The organism is Micromonospora sp. NPDC005237, assembly GCF_040607775.1.
Classification (GTDB): Bacteria; Actinomycetota; Actinomycetes; order Mycobacteriales; family Micromonosporaceae; genus Micromonospora.
In genome coordinates, this window is sequence record NZ_JBEXHJ010000002.1 from 802,385 (window position 1) to 829,366 (window position 26,982).

Annotated in this window: 27 protein-coding genes; 12 read left to right on the forward strand and 15 right to left on the reverse strand. The window is 72.3% G+C overall.

Translation table 11 applies throughout. The features are described 5' to 3' along the window. The first annotated feature begins 76 nt into the window (after positions 1–76). Positions 77–832, forward strand: coding sequence for a dienelactone hydrolase family protein (locus ABZT87_RS08720; protein WP_355134524.1), 756 nt, complete (start codon positions 77–79; stop codon positions 830–832). A gap of 31 nt (positions 833–863) precedes the next feature. On the opposite strand, the gene ABZT87_RS08725 is transcribed toward ABZT87_RS08720, so the two are convergent. After that, positions 864–1,970: an L-dopachrome tautomerase-related protein gene (locus ABZT87_RS08725; protein ID WP_355134526.1), complete on the reverse strand. Its 1,107-nt coding sequence runs from the start codon at positions 1,968–1,970 to the stop codon at positions 864–866. A gap of 100 nt (positions 1,971–2,070) precedes the next feature. Further along, positions 2,071–2,952, reverse strand: coding sequence for an SMP-30/gluconolactonase/LRE family protein (locus ABZT87_RS08730; RefSeq protein WP_355134528.1), 882 nt, complete (start codon positions 2,950–2,952; stop codon positions 2,071–2,073). A gap of 141 nt (positions 2,953–3,093) precedes the next feature. Here ABZT87_RS08730 and ABZT87_RS08735 point away from each other — a divergent pair, with 141 nt between their 5' ends. Continuing rightward, complete coding sequence (locus tag ABZT87_RS08735) at positions 3,094–3,624, forward strand: GNAT family N-acetyltransferase (RefSeq protein ID WP_355134530.1); 531 nt, start codon at positions 3,094–3,096, stop codon at positions 3,622–3,624. 57 nt (positions 3,625–3,681) lie between these two features. Here the strand turns inward: ABZT87_RS08735 and ABZT87_RS08740 are convergent, their stop codons facing one another. From ABZT87_RS08740 to ABZT87_RS08750, 3 genes are all read right to left on the reverse strand, one after another. Further along, positions 3,682–4,161: a helix-turn-helix domain-containing protein gene (locus ABZT87_RS08740; RefSeq protein WP_355134532.1), complete on the reverse strand. Its 480-nt coding sequence runs from the start codon at positions 4,159–4,161 to the stop codon at positions 3,682–3,684. A gap of 150 nt (positions 4,162–4,311) precedes the next feature. Next, positions 4,312–4,719, reverse strand: a complete 408-nt coding sequence (locus tag ABZT87_RS08745) for a RidA family protein (protein ID WP_354855585.1) — start codon at positions 4,717–4,719, stop codon at positions 4,312–4,314. Continuing rightward, positions 4,716–5,678: an NAD(P)-dependent oxidoreductase gene (locus tag ABZT87_RS08750; protein WP_355134534.1), complete on the reverse strand. Its 963-nt coding sequence runs from the start codon at positions 5,676–5,678 to the stop codon at positions 4,716–4,718. Before ABZT87_RS08750 ends, ABZT87_RS08745 begins: the two co-directional genes overlap by 4 nt. Here ABZT87_RS08750 and ABZT87_RS08755 point away from each other — a divergent pair. Then, on the forward strand, positions 5,626–6,537 hold the full coding sequence (locus tag ABZT87_RS08755; protein ID WP_355134536.1) for a LysR substrate-binding domain-containing protein: 912 nt from the start codon (positions 5,626–5,628) through the stop codon (positions 6,535–6,537). The genes ABZT87_RS08750 and ABZT87_RS08755 overlap by 53 nt on opposite strands. Before the next feature lie 33 nt (positions 6,538–6,570). Here the strand turns inward: ABZT87_RS08755 and ABZT87_RS08760 are convergent, their stop codons facing one another. Then, the gene (locus tag ABZT87_RS08760; RefSeq protein WP_355134538.1) at positions 6,571–7,284 is read right to left on the reverse strand and encodes an oxidoreductase; all 714 of its coding nucleotides are present in this window, start codon (positions 7,282–7,284) and stop codon (positions 6,571–6,573) included. An 83-nt stretch (positions 7,285–7,367) separates the two neighbouring features. On the opposite strand from ABZT87_RS08760, the gene ABZT87_RS08765 reads away from it, so the two are divergent. From ABZT87_RS08765 to ABZT87_RS08775, 3 genes are all read left to right on the forward strand, one after another. After that, positions 7,368–7,910, forward strand: coding sequence for a TetR/AcrR family transcriptional regulator (locus ABZT87_RS08765; RefSeq protein WP_355134540.1), 543 nt, complete (start codon positions 7,368–7,370; stop codon positions 7,908–7,910). A 92-nt stretch (positions 7,911–8,002) separates the two neighbouring features. Next, positions 8,003–9,034 (forward strand): medium chain dehydrogenase/reductase family protein, encoded by a 1,032-nt coding sequence (locus ABZT87_RS08770; protein ID WP_354855590.1) that lies wholly within the window; start codon positions 8,003–8,005, stop codon positions 9,032–9,034. A gap of 283 nt (positions 9,035–9,317) precedes the next feature. After that, positions 9,318–9,491: a hypothetical protein gene (locus ABZT87_RS08775; RefSeq protein ID WP_354855591.1), complete on the forward strand. Its 174-nt coding sequence runs from the start codon at positions 9,318–9,320 to the stop codon at positions 9,489–9,491. 73 nt (positions 9,492–9,564) lie between these two features. Here the strand turns inward: ABZT87_RS08775 and ABZT87_RS08780 are convergent, their stop codons facing one another. Both ABZT87_RS08780 and ABZT87_RS08785 read right to left on the reverse strand, forming a co-directional pair. Next, complete coding sequence (locus ABZT87_RS08780) at positions 9,565–10,365, reverse strand: RNA polymerase sigma factor SigF (RefSeq protein ID WP_354855592.1); 801 nt, start codon at positions 10,363–10,365, stop codon at positions 9,565–9,567. Positions 10,366–10,612: 247 nt separating this feature from the next. Continuing rightward, positions 10,613–11,683 carry an ice-binding family protein gene (locus ABZT87_RS08785; protein ID WP_355134542.1) on the reverse strand — a complete coding sequence of 357 codons (1,071 nt, stop codon included), beginning with the start codon at positions 11,681–11,683 and terminating at the stop codon, positions 10,613–10,615. Between the two features lie 274 nt (positions 11,684–11,957). On the opposite strand from ABZT87_RS08785, the gene ABZT87_RS08790 reads away from it, so the two are divergent. Together ABZT87_RS08790 and ABZT87_RS08795 are read left to right on the forward strand one after the other, a co-directional pair. Continuing rightward, positions 11,958–13,172, forward strand: a complete 1,215-nt coding sequence (locus ABZT87_RS08790; RefSeq protein ID WP_355134544.1) for a PP2C family protein-serine/threonine phosphatase — start codon at positions 11,958–11,960, stop codon at positions 13,170–13,172. 67 nt (positions 13,173–13,239) lie between these two features. Continuing rightward, positions 13,240–14,307: a DUF2855 family protein gene (locus ABZT87_RS08795; protein ID WP_355134546.1), complete on the forward strand. Its 1,068-nt coding sequence runs from the start codon at positions 13,240–13,242 to the stop codon at positions 14,305–14,307. Positions 14,308–14,315: 8 nt separating this feature from the next. Here the strand turns inward: ABZT87_RS08795 and ABZT87_RS08800 are convergent, their stop codons facing one another. Beyond that, positions 14,316–15,116: an SDR family oxidoreductase gene (locus tag ABZT87_RS08800; protein WP_355134548.1), complete on the reverse strand. Its 801-nt coding sequence runs from the start codon at positions 15,114–15,116 to the stop codon at positions 14,316–14,318. Between the two features lie 308 nt (positions 15,117–15,424). Between ABZT87_RS08800 and ABZT87_RS08805 the strand changes: the two genes are divergently transcribed. The 3 genes from ABZT87_RS08805 to ABZT87_RS08815 all read left to right on the forward strand — a co-directional run bounded on the left by ABZT87_RS08805 (position 15,425) and on the right by ABZT87_RS08815 (position 18,147). After that, positions 15,425–15,610, forward strand: coding sequence for a hypothetical protein (locus ABZT87_RS08805; protein ID WP_355134628.1), 186 nt, complete (start codon positions 15,425–15,427; stop codon positions 15,608–15,610). An 81-nt stretch (positions 15,611–15,691) separates the two neighbouring features. After that, complete coding sequence (locus ABZT87_RS08810) at positions 15,692–17,527, forward strand: sigma-70 family RNA polymerase sigma factor (protein ID WP_355134550.1); 1,836 nt, start codon at positions 15,692–15,694, stop codon at positions 17,525–17,527. Then, positions 17,524–18,147 carry a DUF305 domain-containing protein gene (locus ABZT87_RS08815; RefSeq protein ID WP_354855598.1) on the forward strand — a complete coding sequence of 208 codons (624 nt, stop codon included), beginning with the start codon at positions 17,524–17,526 and terminating at the stop codon, positions 18,145–18,147. Before ABZT87_RS08810 ends, ABZT87_RS08815 begins: the two co-directional genes overlap by 4 nt. A gap of 4 nt (positions 18,148–18,151) precedes the next feature. On the opposite strand, the gene ABZT87_RS08820 is transcribed toward ABZT87_RS08815, so the two are convergent. Genes ABZT87_RS08820 through ABZT87_RS08830 form a run of 3 tightly spaced genes read right to left on the reverse strand, consistent with a single transcriptional unit; the run spans position 18,152 to position 23,795 of the window. Then, the gene (locus tag ABZT87_RS08820; RefSeq protein WP_355134552.1) at positions 18,152–21,019 is read right to left on the reverse strand and encodes an FAD-binding and (Fe-S)-binding domain-containing protein; all 2,868 of its coding nucleotides are present in this window, start codon (positions 21,017–21,019) and stop codon (positions 18,152–18,154) included. A 26-nt stretch (positions 21,020–21,045) separates the two neighbouring features. Beyond that, positions 21,046–22,218 carry an anhydro-N-acetylmuramic acid kinase gene (locus tag ABZT87_RS08825; protein WP_355134554.1) on the reverse strand — a complete coding sequence of 391 codons (1,173 nt, stop codon included), beginning with the start codon at positions 22,216–22,218 and terminating at the stop codon, positions 21,046–21,048. An 11-nt stretch (positions 22,219–22,229) separates the two neighbouring features. Further along, a complete protein-coding gene (locus ABZT87_RS08830) occupies positions 22,230–23,795 on the reverse strand; it encodes a sodium:solute symporter (protein WP_354855601.1) in 1,566 nt (521 codons plus the stop codon). A gap of 188 nt (positions 23,796–23,983) precedes the next feature. Between ABZT87_RS08830 and murQ the strand changes: the two genes are divergently transcribed. Beyond that, on the forward strand, positions 23,984–24,877 hold the full coding sequence (gene murQ / locus ABZT87_RS08835) for an N-acetylmuramic acid 6-phosphate etherase (RefSeq protein WP_355134556.1): 894 nt from the start codon (positions 23,984–23,986) through the stop codon (positions 24,875–24,877). Between the two features lie 40 nt (positions 24,878–24,917). On the opposite strand, the gene ABZT87_RS08840 is transcribed toward murQ, so the two are convergent. From ABZT87_RS08840 to ABZT87_RS08850, 3 genes are all read right to left on the reverse strand, one after another. Then, complete coding sequence (locus ABZT87_RS08840; protein WP_354855603.1) at positions 24,918–26,168, reverse strand: GAF domain-containing protein; 1,251 nt, start codon at positions 26,166–26,168, stop codon at positions 24,918–24,920. Between the two features lie 182 nt (positions 26,169–26,350). Continuing rightward, complete coding sequence (locus tag ABZT87_RS08845; RefSeq protein ID WP_355066612.1) at positions 26,351–26,557, reverse strand: hypothetical protein; 207 nt, start codon at positions 26,555–26,557, stop codon at positions 26,351–26,353. Then, positions 26,515–26,916: a YbaB/EbfC family nucleoid-associated protein gene (locus ABZT87_RS08850; protein ID WP_355134558.1), complete on the reverse strand. Its 402-nt coding sequence runs from the start codon at positions 26,914–26,916 to the stop codon at positions 26,515–26,517. Before ABZT87_RS08850 ends, ABZT87_RS08845 begins: the two co-directional genes overlap by 43 nt. Between the last annotated feature and the right edge of the window lie 66 nt (positions 26,917–26,982).

The following is a 26,982-nucleotide window of genomic DNA, read 5'->3' on the forward strand; positions in this document are numbered from 1 at the left end:
CGCGGCTGCCGGCCGGGCACGCCGGCGCGGCGAGTAACGTGCCAGACGGACCAAGATCGGCGTACGAGGAGGCTCGGTGCAGACGACGACGGTGGACATCCCGACCGGCGATGGGATCGCGGACGCAAGCCTCACCCGCCCGGACGGGGACGGCCCGTTCCCGGCGGTGCTGCTGTTCATGGACGCCTTCGGGCCTCGGCCCCGCCTCGTGGAGATGGCGGAGCGGATCGCCGAACGCGGCTACCTGGTGCTGACGCCGCACCTGTTCTACCGGGCCGGCCGGGCGCCGCTGTTCGACCTGTCCCGACTCGGTGAGGCCGACCAGCGCGGCGCGCTCTTCGAGAAGATCATGCCGCTGGTCGGCGCGTTGACCCCCGACGTGATCAGCCGGGACAGCGCCGCGTACCTCGACTACCTGGCCGCCCGCGACGACGTCCGGCCGGGCCCGGTCGCCATCACCGGCTACTGCATGGGCGGCACCAACGCGCTCCGGGCCATCGAGGCGCACCCGGACCGGATCGCCGCGATGGCGAGCTTCCACGGCGGGCGGATCGTCACCGACGCGCCGGACAGCCCACACCTGGGCGTCGGCTCGATCATCGGCGAGGTGTACTTCGGCCACGCCGACGCCGACCAGTCCATGACGCCCGAGCAGATCGCCACGCTGGAGAAGGCGCTCGACGCCGCCGGGGTGCGCTACCGCTCCGAGGTGTACGCGGGCGCGCACCACGGCTACACCATGGCCGACACCCCGGCGTACGACGAGCAGGCCACCGAGCGGCACTGGGCAGCCCTGTTCGACCTGCTGGACCGCACCCTCCCGGCGAGCTGACGCGGCCTACCCGCCGCCCGGGTGGGCATGCCTACCCGCGGCGCAGCAGCACCGGGCCGGCGTCGATGCGGGTACGGAACAGCGCGTACGGCTTTCGTCGCAGGTCCTGGCCCCGCTGGTACCGCGGCTGCCGGTGCAGTTGGTTGGCGGTCACGTAGAGGTGCCCGTCGGCGGCCACCGACATGGTGTCCGGCCAGAGCAGCCGCGGGTCGTGCACCAGCGTCTCGTACTCGCCGTCCGGCAGTCGACGCAGCACCGCGTTGTGCTCGTACGCGGTGAGGTAGAGCCGCCCGGCGTCGTCGCTCTCCAACCCGTCCGACGCGGTGCCCTTGTCGCCCTCGTCGACCACGGTCGCGGCGACCGCCTCCTGGGTGGCCGACGGGTCGGCCAGCGCCTCGGTTGAGACGCTGTGCAGGCGTCGGGACGCCAGCGGGCAGTAGTAGAGCCGGGTGCCGTCGGCGGAGATGGCGATGCCGTCGGAGCCCATGCCCACCGGCTTCGGCGGCCCGTCGGCCGGCCGTTCCAGGAACGGCCGGCCCTCGACCACCGGACGGAACGACGTCAGTGGCTCCGCCTTGGTGGACGGGTGGTCGTGCAGCCGCCGCCAGGAGGCCCCACTGGCCAGGTCCACCACGATGATCCCGTTCGGCCCGGCGAACGCGGAGTCGGTGATGTAGGCGACCCCCGACTCGCCCCGCCGCAGGTCGAAACGGATGTCGTTGAGGTACGTCGTCGGCAGCGCCACGTCCGCCGGAAAGGTGATCACCTGGGCGACCGTGTCGGTGTCCAGGTCGACCCGGACCAGCTTCGGGCCGCCCGGCTTCGTGGGCTGGAACATCGGGCTGCCGGTGTCCAGCACCCAGAGCCGGTCGACCGGGTCCACCACGATGCTCTGCACCGACACGAACGCGCCCGCGTCGTCGTCGCCGGACGGGTCGTTCCACGCCTGGTCGGGGTAGGGCACCTCCCGACCGTCGCGCACCTCGACGACGGTGGCGGGCACCTCGTCACCCCACTTGGGGAAGTTGACGAAGATCCGGCCCCGGTGCGAGACGCTCACCCCGGTCGGCATCGGCCCGGTGAACGTGTGTACCAGCTCCAGCTCGCCAAGCGGCTCGTCGCCGACCGGCCCGTTCATGACGTCCACCCCACGGTGCTCATCGGCTCGCTCCCCACCGGTCGGCTGTCACCGCACTCGGGTGCGGTTGTTCCCGCCCGGGCGTCCGACATGCCTCCGATCAGCTCACTGGTGCGCCGGCCCTCGCGGCGGGCAGACCGGGCACCGGGACGTCCACCGCGAGCAGCGCGCCGTCCTGCGGGCCCGCCGCGTCCAGCCCCACCCGGGCGGTGCCGATGAAGAGTCGCCGCAGGTCGGGGCCGCCCAGGCAGATGCCGGCCGGCTGCCTGGCCGGCAGTCGGATCTCCCGGTCGAGGGTGCCGTCGGGCCGGTAGCGGCGTACCGCGGAGCCGCCCCACAGCGCGATCCAGAGGTGGCCGGCCGCGTCGAGCGTCATGCCGTCCGGGCCGCCGTCGGCGGGGGACAGCCGCAGGAACGGCTCCCGCCCGCGCAGGGCGCCGGTGGCGGGGTCGACGGTGAACCGGTCGATCTCGCCGCGGGGCGTGTCGGCCAGGTACATGGTGGTGCCGGTCGCGTCGAACGCCGGCCCGTTCGGGATGGTCAGCCCGGTCACCGCGGGGACCGGCTCGGCGCCCGGGGCGAGGCGGAACAACGTGCCGCCGCCCGGCGCCATCGCGTACGTCATGCTGCCGGCCCAGAAGCGGCCGTGCGGGTCGGCGACCGCGTCGTTCATCCGGGTCGGCTCGGGCGCGTCGTCGACCAGCTCGGCGACCGGTCGGGGATCGCCGGTGACGGGGAGCAGGGTGACGCCGGTCCCGGCGGCGGCCAGCCATTCGCCCGGTCGGTCGACCACCGGGGCGACCGCGCCGAGCGGCACGTCCAGGCGGCGCAGCTCCCGCAGCGGGGTCGGGGCGTCGCCGTCGGTCTCCAACAGTCGCCCGGCGAGCAGGTCGACCAGGACCAGCCGGTCGTCGACCCAGCGCAGGCCCTCACCCAACTCCAGCCGGTCGGTGCTCCAGACGGTCGGCTCGGTCAGCTCCATGGTGCTCCTTAAAAGGATCGTCAGCGGACCGTACCGCCGGGGCCGTGGTCGAGCAGCGCCAACTCGGCCCGGTCGGGCAGACCCTCCCAGTCGCCCCGGGCGGCGACCGCCGGCGGCCACCGCCACGATTACAGTTCCGCCATGGACGACACCACTCGCGGCATACGGATCAGACGCGGTGGCCCGGCTGACGCAGCCGCCGTACTGACCATGCTCGACTCCGCGGTGACCTGGATGAACGCGCGGGGCAACACCGAGCAGTGGGGCACGACACCGTTCTCGGAGAAGCGCGGCGGGGTCGAGCTGGTCGATCGGTACCTGACCGAGAACCTTCCGTACATCGCGGAACTGGACGGAACGCCAGCCGGCGCTCTGGTGTTGGATTCCGGGCCTCATCCGCAGACACCGGTCAGTCCCGCGGAAGTGCCCGAGCGGTACGTCCGGCTCCTGGTCTCCGACCGACGATTCGTCGGTCGACACCTCGGGTCGGCCCTGCTGGCGCACGCCGTGCAGGAAACCCGGCGAGCCGGCGTGCGGTTGCTCCGGGTCGACTGCTGGGCGGGCGGTGGCGGCGAGTTGGTGGCCTTCTACGAACGCCACGGGTTCACCCGCACCGAGACCTTCCGCGCGGGAGCCTGGCCGGGGCAGGTGCTGGCCCAGCGGGTCGACTGACCGGCACGTGGCCGGCCCCCGACGCGCCCCCAGGTGTCGGTCGCCTGGCCGGGGGCGTCAGTCGCGGCGGATCAGCCCTGGCCCGGCGGTGATGTCGATGTCGCCGCTCTCGATGTCGTGCCCGGCTGCGCAGCGGAGCACCACACGGACGGGTTCGCCGCAGTCGTGGTGGGTGGCGAGGATGCCAGGGCCGGCTTCGTCGGCGCTCCAGGTGTCGCCCCAGCTGCGCAGCGCGGTGATGACCGGCAGCAGTTCGTGACCCTTGCGGGTGAGGTGGTACTCGTGGCGGGTGCGCTGTCCCGGCTCCCGGTACGGGATCCGTTCGAGCAGCCCGGCGGCGACCATCTCCTTGAGGCGGGCCGCCATGGCGGGCTCGCCGATTCCGACCCGGCGGACGAAGTCGTCGAAACGGCGCGTGCCGAGCAGTGCCTCGCGCATGATCAGGATCGTCGAACGGCTGCCCACGATGTCCATCGCCCGTGCGACGGAGCAGTTCTCCATCGACCAGGATTCGCGGTTGTCCCGTAGGTCCTCCATGCCGCCCAGTCTACCTGGCTTGCGCCGAAGCTAGCCAGGTGATTCACTGGGGACTGCTGACTTCTGCAAATGCAAGCCAGCGCCGCCCCCACCAGCACTGAGGCCGGAGCGCCGACTGCGCCGACCACCACTGAAATCAGCCGATCGCGGTCAACCCGTGGTCACGGCCGCGGTGACCTCGACCTCCAGCACCGCGCCGTCGAGAAAGAGCCGGCTCACTTCGACTGTGGTGCTGGCGGGCCTGGTCTGCCCGAAGTGGCGGTTGCGGACGTCGGCATAGCCGGCCAGGTCGCCGAGGTCGGTCAGGAACGTCCGGACGTGCAGCACGTCGGCGAAGGTGGCGCCGTGCGCCGCGAGCAGCGCTCCGATCAACTCGAAGATCCGTTCTGACTGCGTTCGCACGTCGCCGGGTGCGACCACCGCGCCGGCGTCGTCCACACCAACCTGACCGGAGAGCATCAGCAACGCGCCCCCTGGCAGGTCGAGGCGGGCGACGTGCGCGAACCGGTCGCCGAACGGCGCGGCGACGGTCGTCGGATTGTCCAGGGTCAGGTTCACCTCTGCTCCTCGGGTTCGGCGCTGTCAGCGAGACGGGCGATGTCGCCCTCGGGATGGGGCGCGGCCGCCAACGCCGACGCGGCGGCGCGCAGCAGGGGCGCCGGCGCGTCGCCGAGCACGTCGAGGGCGAGCCGGGCGTCCTTGGCGGCCAGGGCGGCGGCGAACGCGGCGTCCGTGGTGGTCGCCCGGGCGACCGCGCCGCCGAGCGGCCCGGTGCCAAGTGCATCGATCGCGGTACGTCGGTCGACGCCGACGGCGTCCGCGACGGCGAGGGCGTCCGCGACCGCGGTGACCGCGGTGATCAGCGCGGTGTTGAGCACCAGCTTCAACGCGGCGCCCCGACCGGAGTCGCCGCAGCGGCGGACCGTACCCAGCGTCTCCAGCAGCGGGGCGACCCGGTCGACGATCGTCTTCTCCCCGCCGGCCAACACCACGAGCTGGCCCGTCTCGGCAGCGCCGGCACTGCCGGCGACCGGGGCGTCGACCAGTGGTACTCCCGCCGGCAGCAGCGTGGCCAGTTCGGCCACGGCCCGGGGACCGATGGTGGACATCTCGATCACGGGGGTGCCCGGCCGCAGCGCCAGTGCCGCACCCGAGTCGACCAACGTGTGCCGAACGGCGACCGCGTCGGTCAGCATGGTGATCACCACGTCGGCGTCGCGGACCGCCTCGGCTGGGCTGCCGGCGGCTCGCGCTCCGGCATCGACGAGCGGCACCGTGCGTTTGGACGTGCGATTCCAGACGGTGAGCCGATGCCCGGTGGCCAGCAGTCGACGGCCGATCGCGGTGCCCATCGTGCCCGTACCCAACAGAGCGATCTCGAACATGTCGGCAAGGCTAGGGGACGGGAAGCCATGCCACCAACGACTCTTATGCATCGCTGCCATGCTGCGGGAGCATGTCACGATGCAGCTGAACGCGCTCCAGGTCTTTCGTGCCGTCGCCGAGCACGGCTCCATCACGGCTGCGGCCCGCAGCCTGCGCTACACCCAGTCGGCGGTGTCCCGACAGATCGCCGCGCTGGAAGCCGAGACCGGGTCGCCGTTGCTGGACCGGCTGCCGCGCGGTGTCGCCCTGACCGAGCAGGGCCGTTGCCTGCTCGGCCACGCCGAGGCGGTGCTCGACCGGCTGGACACCGCCCGGCGGGACCTGGCGGCGCTGCGCGACCTGTCCGCCGGGCGGTTGCGGGTCGGCGCGTTCCCCACGGCGGTCGCCGCGCTTGTGCCACGTGCTCTGGCCAGCTTCAAGTCCGACCATCCCGAGGTGGCCCTGTCGCTTGTCGAAGGGCTCACACCGAAGCTGCTGGAGCGCCTGGTCGACGGTGAAGCCGACGTCGCCGTGGTGAGCGCCGCGTCGGACCAGCCGCTCGACCGCGACCAGCTCGACCTGCACCACCTCGTCGACGAGACGCTTCTGGTGGCCGTACCGCGGGCGCATCGGCTCGCCCACCGGCGGACCATCCGCCTGCGCGACCTGGCCGACGAGTCGTTCATCGCCGGCTCAGCGACCGCCGAGGAGACTCTGCTGCGAGCGACCCTGCCGGCGGGTTTTCGCCCGCGGATCGACATTGTCGCGGCCGAGTGGACCGGCAAGCTGGGCTGTGTCGCGGCCGGTCTCGGCGTCGCGCTGGTGCCGGCCCTGGCCGTACGCGCCGCTCCATCCGACCTGACCCTGCTCCGCCTGCACCCCGACGACGCCTCCGTCCGGCGGATCTTCGCCGCGACAGTCGCTGGGCGGAGCCGACCACCGGTGGTGCGGCGATTCCTCACTCATCTGGACCGGGCGGCGGGGGCGGGCCTGAGCGAGGCGGGCGGGTGACGCGGACCGCCGCACGACGGTCCGCGTCCGACGTCACCCGCCGATGGTGTCGAGTTCCGCGATCGCGTCGGCCGGCAGCTTCAGGTCGGCCGCGGCGAGGTTCTCCCGCAGGTGTGCCAGCGTCGACGTGCCCGGAATCAGCACGGTGGTGGGGGAGCGCTGCAGCAGCCAGGCCAGGGCGACCTGCTGTGGCGAGGCGCCCACCCGGTTGGCCACGTCGTTGAGGATGTCGGACTGCAACGGCGTGAACCCGCCGAGCGGGAAGAACGCCGCGAACGCGATGTTCTCCGCCGCGCACCGGTCCACCAGGGCGTCGTCCTGCCGGTTGGCGAGGTTGTAGAGGTTCTGCACCGTGACCACCGGGGCGATGGCCTGGGCCTCGGTGAGCTGGTCGAGCGTGACGTTGCTGAGCCCGAGGTGTCGGATCAGCCCCTCCTGCCGCAACTCGGCGAGGGCGCCGAACTGCTCGGACAGGGGATCGTCGCCGGTGCCCTCCGCCACACCGACCTGCAGGTTGACCACGTCGAGGACGTCCAGACCGAGGTGTTGGAGGTTGTCCCGGACCTGGGCCTTCAGCTCGTCCGGCTCCAGCGCCGGGATCCAGGAACGGTCGGCGCCGCGTCGCGCGCCGACCTTGGTGACCAGGTGCAGATCCTCGGGGTACGGGTGCAGCGCCTCGCGGATCAGCTCGTTCACCACCACCGGGCCGTAGAAGTAGGTGTTCCTGGTAGTGACACAGCCAGTCACCGGACAGCCAGATCCGGGCCCTGCGCATCGCGCCGTGATCGGCGGGCTTGACGAGAGTTGTTTGTGAGTGCACACTTACAAACATGCGATCCACCGCTGAGGCCCGCCGGGCCACCGTTCTGAACGCCGCCGTGTCGGCGTTCGCGCGCACCGGCTTCCACGCCACCCCGGTCACCGCCGTGGCGGCCGCCGCCGGCATCTCCGAGGCGTACGTCTTCCGGCTCTTCGCCGGAAAGCTCGGGCTGTTCGTGGCGGCCGCCGGGGCGTGCTTCGAGCGGATCGTCGTGGCGCTGGAGGCCGGGGCGGAGCGTGCCGGAGACGCCGGGCCGCAGGAGGTGTTGGAGGCGATGGGCGACGCCTACGCCGAGCTGATCGCCGACCGTGATCTCCTGCTGTTTCAGGTGCAGGCGCAGGCCGTCACGGACGTCCCCGAGATCGCCGAGGCGGTGCGCGCCGGCTACCGGCGGGTCGCCACCTTCGTGGGGAGTCGGTCCGGCGCCAGCGACGCGCAGGTCCAGCAGTTCTTCGCGTACGGCCAGCTCTGCCACCTGATCGTGACCGCCGGCCTGGAGCAGGTGCCCGAGCCGTGGGCTCGTGCGCTGACCGCAGGCATCCGCCACCCCTGATCCCGACGACCGCACCACCGGGCCGCTTCCTGGCGGCCCACTTTTCCACCCAACATGTGTGTGAGTGCACACTTACAAACAGGGAGAACGCGATGACAACCGACGAGATGATCACCGAAGTGGTGCTGCCCGGCGTGGTGGAGCCGGACGGGCTCCAGGTCAACCGACGCGCCATGCCCGTTCCCGCCGCGGGCCAGGCGCTCGTCGAGGTCGAGGCCACCGGCATCTCGTACGCCGAGCAGAGCATGCGCCGCGACCTCTACCCCGGCCAGCCGGCCTTCCCGTTCGTGCCCGGCTACGATCTCGTCGGCACCGTCCGGGCGGTGGGACCGGGAGGCGACGGCTCGCTGGTCGGCACCCGGGTCGCAGCGGTCACCAAGACCGGCGCCTGGACCACGCACGCAGTGGTGAGCGTCGACGACCTCACCCCGGTCCCGCCGGGCCTGGACCCGGCCGCGGCCGAGACCGTAGTCGTCAACGGGGTGACCGCCTGGCAGATGCTGCACGGCGCCCGCCTGCGGGCCGGTCAGACGATCCTCGTGCACGGCGCGAACGGCGGCGTCGGGACCGTGCTCGTTCAACTCGGACGCCACCTCGGGCTGCGGGTCATCGGCACCGCCGCCCCGCGACACCACACGGCGCTGCGGGAACTCGGCGTCGAACCGCTGGACTACCGCGACCCCGACCTGGCCGCGCGGGTCCGCGCGCTTTCTCCCGGCGGCGTCGACGCCGTCTTCGACCCGGTCGCCGGCCCGGGCGTACGCACGTCGTACCGGCTGCTCGCCCCCGGCGGCAAGCTGGTCGTCTACGGCAACGCCTCCGCCCTGGGCTCCGCACGCTCGATCGTCTGGGTCTTCGTGAAGCTGCTGGCCCGCCTCTACACCTGGAACGCCCTGCCGAACGGTCACCGGGTCGGGTTCTACAACTTCTGGTCCGGCCGCCGCACCCGCGCCGCCGCGTTCCGGCGTCGGCTGCGTACCGACCTCGGCATCGTGCTCGACCTGCTCCGCCAGGGCGTGATCGTGCCGCAGATCGCCGCCCGTTACCCGCTCACCGAGGTCTCCGCCGCGCTGGTCTTCGCCGAGGCCCGCAGCCGGCCGGGCAAGGTCGTGCTGGAGCCCTGACCAGCCAGCGTGCCGGGGGCCCGGATGCCGTGCGCGTGCAGCCGCACTGGCCGGGGCGTAGGCTGGGCATGTCGCCCGGGGCCCCCGGTGGCCGCAGGATGTCGCCGCCACCAGCCCGCCAGGGCATTACCGATCGCCCTCACCCGTCGCCGCGGCGTGCTGGCCGTTGTCGCCAGCCACGTCCCCGCCGTTCGGATTTCACCGCACAGCGCTCGGCATCCCACCCGCGCTTTCGCACCGCCGTCCACCCGTAATTCGGGCGGCTCAACCAGGGGAGCACCAGATGAGGATCGCCAGGCACCGGATCGTCAGCGCGCTACGCGATCGGGGTCAGCAGGCCAGGGCCGACTGGGTCGAGCGTGAGCTGCCGGAGCGGGTCGACCCGGCCAAGCACTCCGGGCTGCTCGCCACCCTGAATCTCGACCCCGCCGACCTGGCCGACGCGCCGGCCTCGTAGGGGCGGTGCCGCTCGGGCCGGTCGCCCCTGGCCCGGGCGGGTCGAGGTGGTCCGCCCCGGCGGTCGGGTGGAATCAGGCGAAGTCCTCGGAGAGGTGCCCGCGCAGCGTGGCCAACGATCGCGTGATCAGCCGGGAGACGTGCATCTGGGAGACGCCGATCTGCTCGGCGATCTGGGCCTGGGTCAGGTTGCCGTGGAACCGCAGGCTGAGGATCCGGCGTTCGCGTTCGGGCAGCGTGGCGAGCGCCGGGCCGAGGGCGACGCGGAGGTCGACGAGGTCGAACTCGTGGTCCCGCTCCCCGAGGGTGTCGCCGAGTTCCATGCTTCCGTCGATGCCGGTGGGTGTGGACAGTGAGGTCGCCCGGTACGCCCGGGCTCCCTCCAGCCCTTCCAGCACGGTCTCCTCGGAGACGTCGAGGTAGCTCGCGATGTCGGCAACCGTCGGCGAGCGGCCCAGGGTGTGCGTCAGCGTGCTGTTGGCGGCGCTGATCGAGAGCCGGAGTTCCTGAAGGCGGCGCGGCACCCGCACCGACCAGGTGCGATCCCGGAAGTATCGCTTGATCTCGCCGACGATGGTCGGGATGGCGTACCCGCTGAAGTCGACGCCCCGGGTCGCGTCGAAGTGGTCGACGGCCTTGATGAGGCCGACCATCGCGGTCTGCGTCAGGTCCTCGTCGGGGGCGCCGCGACCCGAGTAGCGCCGGGCCAGATGACGGGCGAGCGGCAACCACGCCTCGATGGCGCGGTCCCGCAGGGCCGGTCGGCGCGGGTCGTCGGCCGCGGTGGTGGCCAGCTCGACGATCAGTTCGTCCGTGCCGGCGGCGTTCCGTCGGCTGACAGCGGTGCCGACCGTGGGTTCGACAGTCGTGAGCATGGGCTGGTCCTCTCCGTGTATGCCCGTCGACCAGGACGACCGGAGAGAATCCGATGCGCTGTCGACAGGACCACAACCACGGGCCTCGCCGCCGCGTCATGTCGTTTCAGGTGCGGTGTGCACGTTACCTGAAAGTGCGAGCAATGACTAGCCGAAAGTATGAGATTGGGCAGCTAGACGCGCTGCAATGGTGCGCCTGGGGGGGGGTGGCCCCGGCGGCCGGTCAACCGGCCGCCGGGGCACCTGTTCAGGACTCGAGCTGTCGGCGTCGGCGCAGAAGGAGCAGCAGGGCTGCGCCGCTGGCGACGGCGATGCTGCCGACCGCGGTCAGGGCGGGCAGCAGGCCGCCGCCGCCCCTACCGCCGGTGACGGGCAACTCGGTGCGGGTGGGGACCAGCGTTGGCTGGCCGGTCGGGGTGCCCGTGGGCTGCCCGGTCGGTGTCCCGGTGGGCTGCCCGGTCGGGGTGCCGGTCGGCGTGCCGGTCGGGGTCCCGGTTGGCGTGCCGGTTGGCGTCCCGGTCGGGGTGCTGGTGGGCGTGCCGGTCGGTGTCCCGGTCGGGGTCGACGTGGGGGTTCCCGTCGGCTGAAGGCAGACGGGCGCGTTGATGGTGTTGGTGTCGAGGGTGACCGCCCCGGTCTGTGCCAGGGCGCGGCCCTGGAGGGTGGCGCCGGTGTTCATGGTGATCGAGGTCTGGGCCAGGATGTTGCCCATGAAGCGGGTGCCGGTGCCGATCGTGGCCGAGCTGCCCACCTGCCAGTAGACGTTGCAGGGCGAGGCGCCGTTGATGAACACCACGCTGCTGTTCGAGGCGGTGATGAGGGTGGAGTCGATCTGGAAGATGAACACCGCCGCCGGGTCGTTCTGACTGTTGAGCGTCAACGTCCCGGTCAGCTGTGCGGCGCCGATCCGGTAGACGCCCGGAGTCAGTGTGGTGCCGCCCAGCTCGGCGGGCAGGTTGGTGAACGGCGTCCGGCCGGCGGCGTCGTTGTACGCGGTGGTCAGATCGTTCTTGGCCTGCAGTGCCACGGCGTCGCCGAGGTGGATCTCCCCGCCGACGATGCCGGGCGGAAAGCCGGGTGCGGTGTTGCCGGGGCTGACGCCGAGGCTCTGCGCCAGGAAGCTCGGCCCGGTGTTGGTGGCCGTCGAGCCCGCCAGCACGGAGAAGTTCGCCGCCGTTCCGAGGTTGACCGGCGCCTCGGCCGCGCTCGCGCCGGTGCCGCTGAAGATGAGGACGGCGACTGCCGCTCCGCCGGCGGCGACGGCCGTCAACGCGGACATGACCGCGCGTCGAGGTCGGCGCAATAGTGTGGTTGTCACGATATGCCCTTTCATGAATGCGTCTCACCGGACGCCGGCCGAGTCGGCGGTTGACAGCCGCACTCCGAACCGCAGATGGGACGCATTGGACTTTTGCACATCTAATGCCTCAAAGTTTCCTTAACGCTCAATATGGCCGCAGCTGACCGGCATTCGCCTCTCGGTCGCGCACCGAGGCCGGGCGGCTGCAGGGAGTCCCTCGTCTCGTGCGGGCTCCGTACGTTGGCAGTTCGCCGCCGGGCTTCTACGGTGGTCAGGACACGGGAGGTGGAGCTTGGTCGACGCCGGCGACGCGGCGCGTTGGTTGCAGCTCAACGCACCCCGGGGCGGGCCGGACGAGTTGGCGCTTCTGGTCACCCGGGCCGCGCCGGCAATCGGTGCCACCGAGATCGTGATCTATCTGGCCGACTACAACCAGTCCTGTCTCGTGCCCCTGCTGGGCGCCGGCCTCGCCCGGGACGAGCTGACGATCGACACGACCCTGGCCGGTCGGGCGTTCACCACCCTCGAGGTGCAGCGTGCCGCCGACAACCCGGATCGGCTCTGGGTGCCGCTGCTGCTCGGCTGCGAGCGGCTGGGTGTGCTGGAGGTCGTGTCGCCGGCCGCCGCCGACACGGCGCTGGACGGGCCGGCCTGGGAGTTGGCGGTCAACGTCGCCCAGGTCCTGGTGAACCGCCGGCTCTACGGCGATGTCGTCGAGCGGATGCGGCGACGCCTGCCGATGCAGGTCGCCGCCGAGATCGTGTGGGGGCTGCTGCCGCCGCTGACCTTCGCGACCGACGACCTGGTGGTCACCGCGATCCTCGAACCGTGCTACGACGTCGGCGGCGACATCTTCGACTACGCGCTGAACGGCGACGTGCTCAGCCTCGGGCTCTTCGACACCTGCGGGCACGGCATCAAGGCGAGCACCCTGGCCTCGCTGGCGGTCAGCGCGTACCGCAACGCCCGCCGGTCCGGCCTCGACCTCGTCGACACGGCCATCAGCATCGACCGGTGGGTGCGCTCCGAACACCCCAGCTACTTCGCGACCGCGCTGCTCGCCGAACTGGACCGGCGCACCGGTCGGCTCCGGATCATCAACGCGGGGCACCCCGGCGCCCTGCTGCTGCGCGACGGCAAGGCCATCCGGGAGCTGCCGGGGCCGACCGCGCTGCCGCTCGGCCTGGGCCACCTGTCAGAGGCGCGGCCCCAGGTGTACGAGGAGGAGCTGCACCCCGGCGACCGCATCCTCGCCTACACCGATGGCATCACCGACGCGAAGAGCATCGACGGGGAGCGGTTCGGGCTGGACCGGCTCGTCGACTTCGTCAACCGTGCCCTCAACGACGGGCTGCCCAGCCCGGAGACGATGCGCCGCCTGGTGCGCGCCGTCCTCGCGTACCAGGACGAGCAGCTCGACGACGACGCCACGGCCCTGTTCCTGGAGTGGCAGCCCCCGCACCTGCCGTTGGGCCACCTGCGGCACGTCACCGCGCCCCAGCCCTGACCGCCGAGTGGGATTTTGCACTCCCAGTGCACTTGTTTCCGATTTCGGGGCTGTCTAGCGTCACACCATGGCTGACTCGTGGACCTTCGCCGTGGCCCGTGCCGACCTGCGCCAGACCACGCTCGCCGACGCCGAGGCGCCCGCGCTGCCCGACGGCGCGGCGCTGCTGCGCGTCGACCGCGTCGGCCTCACCGCCAACAACGTGACCTACGCGGTGCTCGGCGACGCGATGCGCTACTGGGAGTTCTTTCCGCCCGGCCCCCAAGGGCTCGGGCCGCAGTGGGGGCTTCCGCCGCTGTGGGGCTTCGCCGACGTGCTCGCCTCGGCGGTTGCCGGGGTCGAGGTCGGCCAACGGGTCTACGGTTACCTGCCGCCCGCCGGCCACCTGGTGGTCCGGCCGGACCGGGTGGACGCGTCCGGGTTCCGCGACGCGAGCCCGCACCGGGCCGAGCTGCCCTCGCCGTACAACGCGTACCGGTCGACCACTTCAGACCCGGTCTACCAGGCCGGGCAGGAGGACCTGCTGATCCTCTTCCGGCCGCTGTTCTTCACCTCGTTCATGTTGGCCGACCAGGTCGTCGACAACGACTTCTACGGCGCGCGGTCGATCGTTCTGTCATCGGCGTCGAGCAAGACCGCGTACGCTGCCGCGTCCGAACTGCACGGTCGCGGCCCGCGACTGGTCGGGCTCACCTCGCCCGGCAACGTCGCGTTCACACGGTCACTCGGCTGCTATGACGACGTCGTCGCGTACGACGACATCGACGCCCTCGACGCGGTCGCCACCGTGTACCTCGACCTGTCCGGAGCCCCCGCGACCCGGACCGCGCTGCGCGCTCACCTCGGCGACCGGCTCGTCCGGGACATCGCGGTCGGGCTCACCAACCAGACGCCGAACGCGGACGCCGCCGGGGAGGTCTTCTTCGCGCCGGTGCAGATGCGCAAGCGCAGCCGGGACTGGGGCCGCGACGGGCTCGACAGGCGGTTCACCGACGCCTGGCAGCGGTTCGTCCCGGCGGTGAGCGGGTGGCTCGACGTGCGGGTCGGCAACGGTCCCGAGGCGCTGCGACACGCGTGGCTCGACGTCCTCGCCGGTCGTACGCCGCCTCGGGTCGGCCACGTCGTCCAGCTCTGAGCCGGCCGTTACGGGACGATCGCGTCCACGTAGCCGCCGTCGACCCGGACCGCCGCGCCCGTCGTCGCGGAGGCGAGCGGAGAGGCGAGGTAGACGACCATGTTGGCGATCTCCTCGGGCTCGATGAGCCGCTGGAGCAGCGACTGCGGCCGGTGCAGCCGCATGAACTCCCGCTGCGCCTCGTCCCACGGCAGGCTGTCGCCGACGAGTTCGGCCACGAAGTCCTCCACGCCCCCGGTGTGGGTCGGCCCGGCCAGCACCGAGTTGACGGTCACGCCGGTGCCGGCGGCGGCCTTCGCGAACCCGCGCGAGACGCCGAGCAGAGCCGTCTTCGACACGCCATAGTGGATCATCTCGGCGGGGATGGCGACCGCCGAGTCACTGGCGATGTACTGCACCCGCCCCCAGTCGCGTTCCATCATCCCGGGCAGGTAGGCGCGGGTCAGCCGGACGCCGGCCAGCACGTTCACCTCGAAGTAGCGACGCCACTCGTCGTCCGAGATCTCCAGCGCCGGAGTGGGGCCGAAGACGCCGAGATTGTTGACCAGGATGTCGACGCTGGGCAGGAGGTCGAGCGCGCGGGCCGTACCGTCGTCGGTCGACACGTCGGCGTCCACCTCGACGACCTCGGCGCCGAGGACCTCGCCGCGCAGCGCCGTGGCCGCGCGCTCGACCGAGGCGGCGGTACGGCCGTTCACGGCCACCCGGGCCCCCGCGCGGGCGAGCCCGACCGTGATGGCGGCGCCGATTCCCTGGGTCGAGCCCGTCACCAGCGCGGTCCTGCCGGCGAGATCGATCTGAACCGTCATGGCTGTCCTGTCCGTTCGCACCACACCGAACCCTGGTCGGGGGACGGCTTCCGCAATCTCGACCGTAGCCGTGCCGGCCCGACCCGGCAGGGGGAGTCGGACAGTTCACGGCCCCGCCTCGGCTGGGGCGGAAACCGCTGGTCATCCGCCGGTGGCGTTGGTCCAGCACCCGCCGGTCGTCCCCTGCCGCTAGGCTGTGGGTGCGGGCACCGATGGCCCATCGCCGGGCCCGCCCCTCCGCCTCCCACGGCTTCGAAGCTGCCGATGACTGAGTCGAGCGCTGCCGTGCACATCTTTTGGAGCACCTCGTGCCCGATATGACCTCCGCCCGCAACCCCTTCACCATCGAGGGGGGCAGGGTCGTCGACGACGAGCGCAGTCCGGCCGCGGACGTCAGTGCCGCGTCCATGACCCGCCTGCGTACCCCCTTCGAGGCCGAGTCCGGCGCGCCGGCCGACCGGCCCGGCCGACCGGAGGAGAAAACCGTAATCTGACCCGCCGCCGCTCGTCTCCGATCACGAGGCGGTCAGCGCGCACGCGCGCTGACCGGACCGAGCGCGGGAGGAGTGGGATCCATGTCGTCAGCCGGTCGGGCAGCACCCGATCCCGGGCTGGTCGTCGCGGCTCGACAGGGCGACCGGCGCGCTCTCGACGACGTCGTGGCGGCCTCGCTTCCGCTGGTCTACAACATCGTCGGGCGTGCGCTCCGCGGCCACGCCGACGTCGACGACGTGGTCCAGGAGACGTTGGTACGGGTGATCCGGCACCTGCCCGCGCTCAACGACCCGGCGGCGTACCGGTCCTGGCTCGTGGCGATCACCATCCGTCAGGTGCGCGACTGGGACCAGCGTCGCCGCATCGCCCTCAACCGGGACGCCGGGCTCGACGCGATCCACAACGTGCCCGACCCCGCCTCCGACTTCGCCGGGATGACGATCCTCCGGCTCGGCCTCACCGACCAACGACGTGAGGTCGCCGAAGCGACCCGCTGGCTCGACCCGGACGACCAGGAACTGCTCTCGCTCTGGTGGCTGGAGGAGACCGGCGAGCTGACGCGTGCCGAGATCGCCGAGGCCGCGAGTCTGTCGCCGGGACACGTCGCGGTGCGCATCCACCGGATGAAGGAGCAGATCCAGAGCGCCCGGGGCGTCGTCCGCGCCCTGCGTGCCCGCCCTGGCTGCCCGGACCTGCGCGCGGTGGCGGCCGAGTGGGACGGCACTCCCAGCCCGCTGTGGCGCAAGCGGCTGGTCCGACACATCCGTGACTGCGCGTTCTGCGGGCACCTGGGCACCACGTTCCTGCCGATCGACAGGCTGCTCGCCGGGATGCCGATGCTGCCACTGCCGGCCGGCATCAGCGCCCACGTCCCGAGCGCGACCGTGCCCCCGGCCGCCGCGCCGGCCGTCGGACCGCATCCCCCGGGCGTCGCCGAGCTTGCGGTGCACGCGCCCCGTGGTGTGGTTCCTTACCTGGCCGCCGGAGTGGTTGCCGCGGTCCTCGCGATCACCACGGTGGTGGTGGTGCTGCCGGACGATCCGGCCGCCGGGCCCTCCTGGGCCGTCCCGCCGCCCGCGGCGCCCACCACCGTCGCTCCCGCGTCCGCCTCCCCGAGCAGCGCGCCGTCACCGAGCGCGCGCCCCACGTCGAAGGCCCCGGTTGCACCGGCGGCGGTCAGCTCCGCGCGCAAGGGCGTCGGGGTGTGGAACTTCGCCGGAGCGAGCCAGGCGTTGGCCAGCTCGAAGGCCGGCTGGTACTACACCTGGGGCACCCAGCACCCGGGGATCAGCACTCCGCGCGGCGCGACGTTCGTACCCATGATCCGCAGCGCGGAGAACGTCACCGCCGCGGAGCTGGCCCGGGCCAGAGCCGCCGGGCCGTACCTGCTCACCTTCAACGAGCCGGACCTGCCCGAACAGGCGAACATGACAGTCGAGCAGGCCCTGGACCTGTGGCCGCAACTGATGGCGACGGGCAGCAGGCTGGGCAGCCCGGCGGTCGCCTGGGGCGGCCCGGACCCGCAGGGTTGGCTGGACCGGTTCATGACCGGCGCCGAGGCCCGAGGTCACCGGGTGGACTTCATCACCCTGCACTGGTACGGCGCCGACTTCACGACCGCGGCGGCGTTGAACCAGCTTCGGCAGTACCTGCAGGCCGTCCACCAGCGGTACCGGAAGCCGATCTGGCTGACCGAGTTCGCTCTGATCCGCTACGGCGGCGGGCGTCAACAGTTTCCGAGCCAGGAGCAGCAGGCGGCCTTCCTCACCGCGGCTGCCGGCATGCTCGGCCAACTCTCCTACGTGCAGCGATACGCCTGGTTCGGCCTCCCCGCCACCGACAAGGACCGGTCCGGGTTGTTCAGCGACGGCACCACGCCGACAGTGATCGGCCGCGCGTTCCAGGCCGCGCGTTGAACGGGCGGGCCGGGCTGTCCGGGCGGGCTGGGCGGATCGTCGGCGTCGTCGCGACGCTGGCCGCGACGGCGCTGGCCGTCGGTCTGACCCGGGATGCGGGCCGCACCGACCGGACCGCCGCGCCCGCGTCAGCCGCTCCCGCGCCGACTCCGCCGGTACTGCTCAACGGCACCGATGACGCCTTCATCCAGCTGCTGCTCCCGATGAACGAGGGTGCGCTCGCGTTGATCGACGCCCTCGACGATCGTCCGTCGGCCGCCGACCCTGCGCTGCGCGCCGTCCTCGGCGACATCCGGGCGGCGCACCGGGCCGAGTCGGTGGAACTGCGCAGGCTGCTGGCCGCCGGCAACATGCCGGAACAGAACATCCATGCGGGGCATCAGATGCCCGGCATGGTCACCGAGGCCGCTCTCGCCGAGCTGCGCGCCGCTCCCGAGGCCGAGGTGCGGTCCCGGGCCGTCGGTCTGATCCGGGCGCACCTCGCGCAGACCGTCGTGCTGTGCCGGGGCGAACAGACCGCCGGAGGCAGCCCGGAGGTGAAGACCCTCGCCGGCCGGATCCAAAAGGCGCGGGCTGCCGAACTGAACGCTCTGGGACGGCAGAGGGCTGAGCAGCAGTGACGGGCTAGGCCGGCGGCTCGATCGCCTCGACGAGCACCTGGAGCACGTGCCGGTACGACTGCCCGGTGGCCCGGCTCATGCCCATCTCGCAGGTGCGGTTGCAGGAGGCGTACGCGTCGTGGTCGCGTTGGTTGACCTCGGCGGCCTGCGCGGCGGTGGCGCCGCTGGTGACCTCCGGATGCAGCAGCCCCCGGTCTCCGGCGAACGCGCAGCATCCCCAGCTGTCCGGCACGGTCACGGTGTCGGCGACCGCCCGGGCCACGGTGTGCAGGTCGTCGATGCCGCCGAGGTGCACGGTGGAGCACGTGGGGTGCAGGGCCAGCGAGCCCAGACGCCGGGGTTCGGGCAGCGCCGGCAGGAGGTGTTCGGCGGTGAAGGTGACGCTGTCGACGAAGCGCAGAGCGGCGTACCGTGCCCGGTCTTTTTCGGCCAGCGCGGCGGTCAGCTGGGTCAGCCCGTGGGTGCAGGACGACGCGTCGCACACGATGGGCAGGCGGCCCTGGTCGCTGGCCGTCCACAGCGCGGCCAGGGTCCGCTCGGCCATCTCGCGGTGGCCGGCGGGGTAGCCCTTGGACTGCCAGGGCGTCCCGCAGCACAGGCCCGCCGTCTCGGCCGGCACGACCACCGGCACCCGCGCCAGCTCGCACAGGCGCAAGAACGCCGCCGCCGAGCCGCCGGACGGGCCGTCCTCCGGTGCGAAGACGCTGCCGATGCACGCCGCGAAGAACACCGCCCGTGCGTCCGGCGCGCTGCGTGGCTCGGGGCGGGGCCCGCCGGCGCGCGGCATGTCGGCGCTCCACTGTGGTACGAGTTCGGTGGCGCCGAGTGCACGGATCACCCCGGTGGCGGCGCGGGTCAGCGGTGTCGGCACGGCGTGTGCGGCGTTCAGCCCGACCCGGACGCCGGCCACGGCGCCCTTCCAGTGCCGGGCGACACCGCGGGCGGTGCGCTGGGCGAGTGGGCTGTGCCGCTCCGCGCGCAGCCGCTTCATCGCCGCGCCGGTGTCGATGCCGACCGGGCAGGCGGTGACGCAGAGGCTGTCGGCGGCGCAGCTGTCCACCGCGGCGTAGTCGTAGTCGGCGGTCAGCTCCCGGCGGCGTTCCTCGTCCCCGGCGGCCGTGGCGAGGGCGATCTGCCGTTGCAGGACGATGCGCTGTCGGGGCGTGGTGGTGACGTCGGCGGTGGGGCAGACCGGTTCGCAGTAGCCACACTCCACGCAGGCGTCCAGCTCCGCATCGACTGTCGGGACGGCCTTGAGCTGCCGCAGGTGCACCGTCGGGTCGTCGTTGAGCAGCACGCCGGGGTTGAGCAGGCCGCTCGGGTCGCACAACCGCTTCAGCTCGCGCATCACGTCGTACAGCTCGTCGCCGTACTGTCGCCGGACGAAGGGCGCCATGGCGCGACCGGTGCCGTGCTCGGCCTTGAGTGTTCCCCCCTCGGCGAGCACGAGGTCGACCATGTCGTCGGTGAACCGGGCGTAGCGGTCGATCTCGGCCGGTGTGTCGAAGGACTGGGTCAGCATGAAGTGCAGGTTGCCGTCGCGGGCGTGTCCGAAGATCACCGCGTCGGGGTAGCCGTGCCGCTCGAACAGGCGGATCAGCCCGTCGCAGGTGCCGGTGAGGCGCGGCATCGGCACGGCGACGTCCTCCAGCAGGGCCGTGGTGCCGGGCGGGCGGGCGCCGGCGACCGCCGTGTAGAGGCCCTTGCGCAGGTGCCAGAGCTTGGCCCGCTCGCGCGGGTCGTGGGTCAGCTCGGTGCCGGTGACGGCGGGCAGCCGGTCGAGCACGGGCTGGGCGTCGGCCAGCGTCGCGGCCAGCCGCTCCGCGGTGTCCTCGGCGAACTCCACCAGCAGCGCGGCGTGCCCGACGACCGTCAGCCCGCGCAGGGCCGGGCTCGCGTCGGGGTCGCGCTGGCTGACCCGCAGCGCGGCGGCGTCGAGCAGTTCGGCGGTACGCGCGCCGGCGGCGAGCAGCGCGGGCAGCGCGTCGGTGGCGGCGCTGAGACCGGGCAGGATCAGCAGGCCGGTGGCGGCATGTCGGTGGATCTCGACGGTCCGGAAGACGGCCTCGGCCACGAAGCCGAGCGTGCCCTCGCTGCCGATCATCAGGTGGGCCAGCATCTCGACCGGGCTGTCGTGGTCGAGCAGCGAGTTCAGTCCGTACCCCATGGTGTTCTTCATGGCGAACAGCCGCTCGATCGTGGCCCGCGACCCCGGCGTCGCGCGCACCCGGTCGCGCAGGCGCAGCAGCCCGGCGTGCAGCTCGGGCTCGGCGGCGCGCAGCCGGTCGTCGGCGTCGCGCGCGGCGGAGTCGACGACGGTGCCGGACGGGAGGACGAAGCGCAGCGACTCCATGGTGCGGTACGCGTTGTCGGTGGTGCCGCAGGTCATCCCGCTGGAGTTGTTGGCCACCATGCCGCCCACCGTGCAGGCGGACTCGCTGGCCGGGTCCGGTCCGAGCCGGCGGCCGTAGCGGGCCAGCCGGGCGTTGGCCTGCCGGATCGTCAGGCCCGGCTGGAGCCGGATGCGGAGGCCGTCGTCGAGCACCTCGGCGTGCCGCCAGTCGGTGCGCACGTCGACCAGCACGCCCGCGCCGCCGGCCTGCCCGGCGAGGCTGGTGCCGCCACCGCGCAGGGTCAGCGGCACGCCGGCCTCCCGGGCGCCGACCATCAGCGCGCCCACCTCGGCCGCCGAGGCCGCGCGGACCACGGCCTGCGGCTCGAACAGGTACGGCGAGGCGTCGTGCGCCGCCGCCAGCCTCCGGGGCAGCTCGGCGCTGGCCCGGGTCGGATCGTCGAGGCGCGAGCGCAGCAACTCGGCGACCTCGCGGGCGCGGACGCCGGCGGCGCTCGGCACGGGAACGACGGTGCTCATGGGCGAATCCTCCCGGGAAGGGGTGGTCAGTCGGCGACGATCAGCATCCGCTCGGGGGCGGTGTCGACCGGCGCCGGCAGCTGCAGCGGTTGGCGGCCGGGGGTGATGCTGCCGAGCACCGAGGCGTGCCGTGCGCCGGTGCCCGAGGGCAGGGTGCCCGGCAGCCCGTGCACGGTCAGGTAGCCCAGCAGCGCGAAGGCCAGTGCCTCCTTGGCGTCGGACGCGACACCCACCTCGTCGCTGGACGTCAGGTGGACGTCCGGCAGCTCGTCGCTGATCATCCGCAGCAGCGTCGGGTTGTGCGCGCCGCCGCCGGAGACGACGAGGCGGGTGACGCCGTGCTCGCGGCAGGCGTCGGCCACCGTGACCGCCGTCAGCCGGGTGAGCGTGGCCAGCACGTCGTTCGGCTCCGGCGTGGGGGCGTCGGCGAGGGCGGCGAGCAGGTACGGCAGGTGGAACAGCTCCTTGCCGGTGCTCTTCGGGCCGGGCTGCCGGTAGTACGGCTCGTCGAGCAGCCGCCGCAGCAGGACCGGGTTGATCTGCCCGGCCGCCGCGCCGCGCCCGTCCCGGTCGTACTCCTCGACGCCGCCGCTGAAGTGGCGGACGGCGACGTCGAGGAGCGCGTTGGCCGGCCCGGTGTCGAACGCGAGGGGATCCGCGTCCCGCGCGACGACGGTGATGTTGGCGATGCCGCCCAGGTTCAGCGCGGCGGGGACGCCGGGCAGGCCGCGCAGCAGCAGCGCGTCGAACAGGGCGACCAGGGGTGCGCCCTGGCCACCGGCGGCGACGTCGCGGCTGCGCAGGTCGGCCACGACCGGAAGGCCGGTGGCCTCCGCGATCCAGGCCGGCTGACCGAGCTGGAGGGTGCCGCGGACCGTTCCCGCCTCGACCCAGTGGTGCATGGTCTGCCCGTGCGAGACGACCAGGTCGGCGCGGCCGCCGCAGAGTTCCGCGACCGCCCGCACGCCCGCCTCGGCGAAGGTCTGGCCGATGCCGGTGTCCAGCACGCAGATCGCCTCGGTGGTGGTCGTCGCGGGTGGCAGGGCCGCGGCGATCCGGGCGCGCAGCTGGTCGGGGTACGGGTGGCTGAGCCGGCCCAGCGGTCGCATCCGCAGGGTGTCGCCGCTCAGGTCGAACTCGGCTGCGGCGGCTTCGATGCCGTCGTAGGAGGTTCCGGACATCAGGCCGATCACGCGCATCGCGTCCTCCTTCACGCCCGGCCGGCGGGTGCCGTCGCGGCGTCGTCGTCGACCTCGTCGCGTCGTCCATGGTCGTACGGCGTCTCCGGGGCCGGGTGGAACCGGCTCGACACCGCGCCGACGACCAGGGTGATCAGGACGCCGATCGGCACCAGCCACTGCGCGGCGATGGCGGTCGCGGTGGTGGTACCCGCCGTCGTCACATCGATCTTGACGAAGCGGACGATGTAGGTCATCACCGCCACGGTGACGAGGAAGGCGATGAAGGCGTCGACCTGGTTGGCCCGCTTGACCAGACGGCCGAGCAGGAAGGCCCCGAGCAGCGCCCCGTAGGTGTAGCCCGCGATGGTCAGACCGGTCAGGTAGACGTTTCCGGTGCTGGAGCTGAACGCGCAGGCGAAGATCGCCATCAGCACCGCCCAGACCAGGGTCATCACCCGGGCGAGCCGGAGCATCGCGTCGTCGGACGGGACCTTGCGCGAGAAGCTGTGGATGAAGTCGGCGACGGTGGAGTTCGACATCGAGTTCAACGCCGACGACAGCGAACCCATCGCGGCGCCGAGGATGCCGGCCACCAGCAGACCTGAGATGCCGACCGGCAGGGCGTGCAGGATGAAGCTCGGGTAGAGGTTGTCGCTGCTGGCCAGGCCGAGTTCCTTGAAGGTCTGACCCTTGTTGTACGACCACAGCAGCGCGCCGACCAGGGAGAACGCGGCGAACTGGATGACCACGAAGACGCCCGAGGAGATCATCGCCTTCTGCCCGTCGCGCAGCGTGCGGGTGGACAGGATGCGCTGGACGATCAGCTGGTCCGACCCGTGGCTGGCCATCGCGAAGATGGCACCACCGATGATCGCGGTCGGCAGGGCGAACGGGCTGGTGAGCACGTGCGCGAGGGTGAAGTTGGTGTCGAAGAGCTGGAACTTGCCGGCGTCCAGCGCCTGCGAGTAGCCGTCGAAGCCGACGGCGTGGCTGAGCACCGCGATGGCCAGGATCGCCCCGCCCAGGTACAGCCCCATCTGGATGGCGTCGGTCCAGATGACCGCCTTGATGCCACCGAGGTAGGTGTAGACCACCGTGATGAGCGTGAGGACCACGATGATGGCCTGGTAGCCGACGTGCAGGCCGAACTCGTCGAGGAGCAGCTTGATGGGGATGGCCGAGGCGAACAGGCGGACACCCTCGGCGAGCAGGCGGGTGAAGACGAACGTGACCGACGCCAGACCCTGAAGTTTCAGGCCAAACCGCTCACCGAGGTACTGGTAGGCGCTGACGAACCCACCCCGTTTGTAGAGCGGGATGAGCACCGTGGCCACGACGACGCGACCGATGACGTAGCCCAGGGCCAGCTCGACGTTGCCGAACCCCTGACCGCTGTAGGCGCCACCCGGCACGCTGATCACGGTCAGGACGCTGGTCTCGGTGGCGACCACGGAGAACGAGACGGTCCACCACGGCAGCCGGCCCTCGCCCACGAAGTAGTCCTTGGCGGATTTCTGCTTGCCGGACAGGCGCAGTCCGACGAAGGCGATCACCACGAGGTACAGCACGATCACGACAAGGTCGAGTTGGCGCACGGTTCACTCCCCACCCAGCGGGTTGTCAATAAGTGACGTTGGCCCACACTAACGCGAAACTTTTTGCCAGCGCCCGTCCGGGCTGGTTACGCTGTGGTTTCAGCCTGCTGATAGAGGGTGCGTTGGCCCAGCAGGACGCGCCCGGTGGCACTCGGCGGCTGAACATCAGCGAGAGGAACGAACACCGGATGGACCTCAGCACCCTCGGCACCGAGACCCGCAACGACAAGACCAGCGACCTCGACCGGATGTCTCCCACCGAGTTGCTTCTCGCGATGAACGACGAGGACCGCTCGGTCGCCGACGCCGTCCGTCGGGCCGTGCCGGACATCGCCGCCGCCGTCGACGTCATCGTGGCGTCGCTACGCCAGGGCGGACGGCTGATCTACCTCGGCGCGGGCACCAGCGGCCGGATCGGCATGCTCGACGCCGTCGAGATCCCACCCACCTTCGGTACGACGCCCGACCGGGTCATCGGTCTGCTCGCCGGCGGGGCACGAGCGTTCGGCGTCGCCGTCGAGGGCGCCGAGGACGACCCGACCCGCGCCGTCGCCGACCTCGACGCGGTCGGCCTGACCGCCCGCGACACGGTGGTCGGGCTCGCCGCCAGCGGCCGTACCCCGTACGTGGTCGGCGGGTTGGATCACGCCCGCGCGCGCGGCGCGGCGACCGTCTCCGTGGCCTGCAACACCGACGCCGTGATCAGCCGGCACGCCGACGTCGCCATCGAGGTGCCCACCGGCCCCGAGGTGCTCACCGGCTCCACCCGGCTCAAGGCCGGCACCGCCGAGAAGCTCGTCTGCAACATGCTCTCGACCGCCACGATGGCCCGGCTCGGCAAGGTCTACGGCAACCTCATGGTGGACATGAACGCCACCAACGCCAAGCTCGTCGACCGGGCACGCCGGATCGTCGCCGAGGCCGCCGACACCGACCTCGACACGGCCGCGCGGGCGCTCGCGGCGGCGCACGGGCACGCCAAGACGGCCATCGTGCTGCTGCTCGCCCACTGCACGGCCGAGGAGGCCGCTGTACGGCTGCGCGCCGCCGACGATGACGTCCGGGCGGCCGTCGCGGCCTGACCGCAACGCGTCGCGCGTGGTCGCTGGCGTGCCCCGGTGGTCAGCGGTTCAGGTAGGCGGCCAGGCCGCCGAGCTCCTCGCTCGCGATGAACACCGACCGCACGTTGAGGATGGCCTCCTCGACGTGGGCCTCGCAGCCCCACGCCGCATCACCCCACGAATCGGCGATCTTGATCTTCGCTGGTGCGGCGCACCCCTGGTCGCCGCCGAGCTGGCAGTGCTCGGGGTGCGGTCGGGCGGCCTGTGCGGCCGCGGCGGCGCGCATCCGGTCGGCGAGTTCCGCGGCGGCGGTGGCGCGCTGCTCGGCCTCGGCGCGCAGCTGCCGCTCCGCGCGTACCGCCTTGGCCAGCTCCTCATGCGCGGCCTTGGCGCGTGCTTCGGCGGCCGTCTTCGCCTGCTCGACGTGGTGGCGTTCGATGGCCAGGGCCGCGGTGTCGGCGAAGACCCGGGCCAGAGCGAGATCGGCGTCCTGCGGGACACGCGGGGTGCGGTGGTACATGGCGAAGGTGCCCAACAGGCTGCCGTCGCGGGCCAGGATCGGCATCGACCAGCAGGCGGCGAGGCCGGCCCGCTCGGCCAGGTCGCGGAAGTCGTCCCAGAACGGGTCGTTGGCGATGTCGGTGACGATGACTGGTTCCCGCCGGTGCGCGGCGGTGCCGCACGAGCCGACGCCCTCGCCGGTGGCGATCCCGTCGATGGCCTGGTTGTAGAACTCGGGCAGGCTCGGTGCGGCGCCGTGGCGCAGATGCCGGCCGTCCGGATCGGCGAGCAGCACGGAGACGAGCACCTGCTCCGGCGCCAGGTTTTCGATGCAGCGGGCCATTCCGTCGAGCACCTCGGCCAGGGGCGCCTGGCGGGCGATCTGCTCCAGCATGGCGCGGTGTTCGGCCATCAACCGCTGGGCGTGCTTGACCTGCGTGGTCTCCACACCGATCACGCGGATCCCGGTCACGGTGCCGCTGGCGTCGCGGCGTGGCTCGTAGGTGAAGTCGAAGAACGCCTCCCGCGCGTGCGGACCGGTCCCCAGCACGACCCGGGCGTCCCGACCGGTGTAGGGCTCACCCGTGCGGTAGACCTCGTCCAGCAGAGCGACGAAGCCCTGACCGGCCAACTCGGGCATCAGCTCGGCGATCGGGACCCCGGTGCGCGCCCGTTCCTCACCGATGGTGGCGAAGAACGCCGGGTTCGCCGTCTCCACCACATGCGTCGGCCCCACGAGCGACGCGAAAACGGCGATGGACTGCCCGAACAGCGCCCGCAGATCCTCCTCGGCCGTCTCCCCGGCACTCACCGCAGTCGACCGCTGGCCCGATACCGCCGTCATGCCGTGGTCGCCCCTCTCCTGTACGACTTCGTCGGATGGCTCATGGTCCGCCGCCCGCTGACGGTCGCCAGAGTACGGGGAAGACCGCGAAGCCGCCGTGCAGCGTACCGATGCTCAGGCAGCGGCTGTCGTACCGGTGCGGCGGCGGCTCAGCCGCTCTCGTCCACGAACTTGTAGTAGCTCATCCGGAAGCGTTGCAGCAGGGCGCGCATGAAGTCCGGACCGGCCTCCGGCGGCACCCGCTCCGCGCCGACCGGCACACCGTTGTCGTAGAAGTCCTGTGCGAGCGCGCCCCACTCGGGGTCGACGATGGTCAGCGACACCGCCTGGCCCGGCTGCCAACGGAACTCGGCCACCCGCCGGTTGGTGTGCTGGGCGAACGTGCGGAATCGGCGCCGACGGTCTCCGCCGCGGCCTCCGCCACCTGCGGTGCCAGGCGCCCCTGCGCCCGGCGCATCACCGCCAGCACCTCGGCGGCGATCTCGTCCGCCCGCCACCGCAACACCCGGTCGTCGAGTCGAAGGTCGGTCATGGCACCGGACGCGGCGACGGTCACCTGGACCGCGCCGTCCGCACCGTCGGCGGTCGCCGACAGCGCCGCCACCCGCTCGGACAATTCCTGCGCCCGGGCGGCCCGCTCGGAGATGCCCGCCGACCAGGAGGCGACGAACCGCTCGGTCGCCGCGCCGAAGTCGCCGCTGGGAAACTGCGCCATCAGACCTCCCCGTGTGACGGCTGCCGGCCGCCTCGGGGGTGACACCGGGGGCGCGGCCACCACACG